This is a genomic window from Mangrovimonas sp. TPBH4, from assembly GCF_001280505.1.
In the GTDB taxonomy this organism is placed as follows: Bacteria; Bacteroidota; Bacteroidia; order Flavobacteriales; family Flavobacteriaceae; genus Mangrovimonas_A.
On the sequence record NZ_LBIO01000076.1, the window covers coordinates 1 to 2,972 of the forward strand.

General features: G+C 33.1%; 3 protein-coding genes. All 3 read left to right on the top strand.

What is annotated here, in order from left to right; all coding sequences use genetic code 11:
- Window positions 1–424 precede the first annotated feature (424 nt).
- The 3 genes from ZA05_RS17875 to ZA05_RS17885 all read left to right on the top strand — a co-directional run bounded on the left by ZA05_RS17875 (window position 425) and on the right by ZA05_RS17885 (window position 2,684).
- Window positions 425–1,372 carry an alpha/beta fold hydrolase gene (locus ZA05_RS17875; RefSeq protein WP_053993043.1) on the top strand — a complete coding sequence of 316 codons (948 nt, stop codon included), beginning with the start codon at window positions 425–427 and terminating at the stop codon, window positions 1,370–1,372.
- 154 nt (window positions 1,373–1,526) lie between these two features.
- Complete coding sequence (locus ZA05_RS17880) at window positions 1,527–2,075, top strand: lipocalin-like domain-containing protein (protein ID WP_053993044.1); 549 nt, start codon at window positions 1,527–1,529, stop codon at window positions 2,073–2,075.
- Window positions 2,076–2,162: 87 nt separating this feature from the next.
- Window positions 2,163–2,684 carry a hypothetical protein gene (locus tag ZA05_RS17885; RefSeq protein ID WP_053993045.1) on the top strand — a complete coding sequence of 174 codons (522 nt, stop codon included), beginning with the start codon at window positions 2,163–2,165 and terminating at the stop codon, window positions 2,682–2,684.
- Window positions 2,685–2,972 lie beyond the last annotated feature (288 nt).

Here is a 2,972-nt window from a genome sequence, read left to right on the forward strand (position 1 = left end):
ATTTTCAATGTTGTCGAAGTCCAACCTTCACAGTGTATCTGAACCTTACTCCTCTCTTTTGTTCTTTCTGATTAATGCTTCTAAAATAATAGTTTGTAAACTTAAGCAGTGTATAATTCATTGCTTCTGATTTTCCTCGCGGAAAATCCTCGCAACTTTGCTATCTTAGTTTCTTAACTCGAAAATCCTTGCGGATTTTCACGCAACGAAACTATACACAAACCGTTGGGGTGCATTCGCCAGATGGAAAACTTACGAAGCAGAATTAATCAGAATTTATCTACATCTCCAGTTTGTATTATATCCTTTTGTTAATGTAAAATGGATAACGAATATTAGATAAAAAATGATAAATTTGAATAGGTTATAAAGAATTGATTATCAATCAATAGAATTTTTATTAGTCATATTAATAAACTGAATTATGAGAGCAAATATTTTCTTAACACTCGTGTCTTTGACAATATTATTGTCATGTAATCAGCAAAAGGGCGAAAAAGTAATTAATCAAGAAAATGAAAAACAGCAAGAGATGATTTCGAATAAAACAGCTAACGATTACTTAACGAAGGACTTTGTTGTTCAAAAAGAAAACGTTTCAAACCATGTTAGAATTTATTCGAAAGAAAATTCATATAATAACTTTATAACAATTATACCATCTGTAGGTCGAGGTGTTGAAGATTATACAGAAATGTACAATTCAACGATTACAACCAAATTAGTTGAAACTGGTTATACAGTAGTTTTGATTCAGCCCCGAGGAATTGGAAAAAGTAAAGGAGATTTAACTTCTAAAAATATCCAATTAACTGATTTAGCCAATGATATAAAAACAACATTGGATTCGATTGGAATTAAGCATCTAAAGGTTGTTGGACATGCTTATGGAAACAGAGTAGCACGGACTTTTACTACCATGTATCCGGATTATGTTGAAGGCTTAGCCCTCTTAGCATGTGGAGGTAACTTTGAAATTGATCCGGAAGTCTTAAAAAGTGTACAAGGATCCCTTGACTTGAGTTTACCTGATGAAGAACGCCTAAAAAACCTAGCGCGTGCATTTTTCGCAAAAGGGAACGACCCTTCTGTTTGGCTAAACGGTTGGTATCCTGAACTAGCATACGCTCAAAATACTGCAACCGCAAACACTGATGGGAATTATTATAAAAACGCCGGTGGAAAACCGTTTTTAGTAGTTCAGGCAACTGAAGACGCTGCTGCACCTCCGGAAAAGGCTGGAAAAATATTAAAAAAAGAATTAGGAGACCAGGTAACTTATATTGAAGTTGAACATGCAGGACATGCATTAACTTCAGAGCAACCTAATGAAATTGCTGAAGACATCATCAAATATTTTGAGAATAAATAACGACACCCCAACATGCGGTATAGTTAATAAGGGTTTCAGAGCTTTTCGAAGCGTAGTCTTCCGCTCCAATTTTGCTGTAACTTGATAGGTATAAAGCCCGCAATTCCTTACTAACCATACCGCTACCGTTATAGGTCATTAAAAACTAAGCCCAATGAAAGAATTTATTACGATGTCATTTTTAATAACCTTATGTTTTACAAGTTGCAAGCAACATAGCTCTTCAACAAAAAATGATGAAACGAGTTCAATTATCACGGACATAAACATAGAAAATATGAAAAATCAGCAATTTGTTGGGTCCTGGGAATTACAGGAATGGACTATTGAAACAAAGGAAGGGAAAAAGGAATTTCCTTTTGGTGCTGACGCAATAGGGCAAATAAACTATGATAGCAATGGAAATATGTCTGTAATGATTATGAAAAACAATAGGCCTCAATTTCTTTCAGAGGATCCCCTTCAAGGCGAACCATCTGAAGTTGTCGATGCTTTTAAGGGATTTATTGCCTATTCGGGAAATTATAAGGTGAACATTAAATCAAAACAAGTAATCCATCAAATCAAAATTAGTTCATTTCCGAATTGGGTTGGTCAAAATCAAATCAGAAATTTTGAGTTCAATGAAGATAAACTAACATTAAGTACTGATTTTATTGGCCCAAACAAGCATAATCTGGTATGGAGAAAAATTGGATTTTAAATAAATAAATAAATAAAAGACCTATAACATTGTATAAAATGCATTAAAACACACTTTATACTTACCGTTACCTGCAAGCCACAAAAAATGAAAACAAAAATTCTTGGACTAATCATTTCCTTAACCTTATCAATAAGCTGTAAACAGGTAACAAAGCAGACAACGGACTGCTCTCAAATAAAAGATGTTAACGAAATAAATCTAAAAATAAGATATTCGGTAAGCTATAATGATGTATATAAACGTATAATTAAAATAAAAAGAAAAAATTCAGATTCGACTTCCTTTGATTTTAGTGAATTTGGATATGGTTTCAGTGCAAATTATAATGATTCTATGACTCGAGAAATAACTAGAATTATTGATTATAGCCAGATTACACCAGTTAAAAAAATAATTGAGGAATTGGAAGAGGAAAAATTAATTAAAGAAAAGGCTTGGATTGGCTTTGATGGATCATTTTATGAATTATCATATGGTGATGGTGTAAATTTCAAACATTTCGAATTTCAATCCCCCTACTCTTCTAAAAGAAAGAACTTGGACGACTTCAAAGCTGTGGTTGATGAAATTTTAAAACTCTCTGTTGACCCCTATTCAAAATTATAGAAAATAAAAGCAAGCAGGTAACACCGTGTATAATTCATTGCTTCTGATTTTCCTCTCGGAAAATCCTCGCAACTTTGCTATCTTAGTTTCTTAAACCTGAAAATCCTGCGGATTTTCACGCAACGAAACTATACACAAACCGTTGTGTGTCATTAAAAAAATGAATTTTCCTGAAATAGGTTGACTAAAAATTGAACAAACAATTACAGTCACTTATGAAACACGAAAAACAACACTGGCGAAAAAAAAGCTACCAAAAAGTCAATCTAGAGACCAAACTTCTGGTCG

What these genes read in the sequence shown, in the direction of transcription:
- ZA05_RS17875 (WP_053993043.1), top strand. Translation starts at nt 425, where the DNA reads ATGAGAGCAAATATTTTCTTAACACTCGTGTCTTTGACAATATTATTG.
- ZA05_RS17880 (WP_053993044.1), top strand. Translation starts at nt 1,527, where the DNA reads ATGAAAGAATTTATTACGATGTCATTTTTAATAACCTTATGTTTTACA.
- ZA05_RS17885 (WP_053993045.1), top strand. Translation starts at nt 2,163, where the DNA reads ATGAAAACAAAAATTCTTGGACTAATCATTTCCTTAACCTTATCAATA.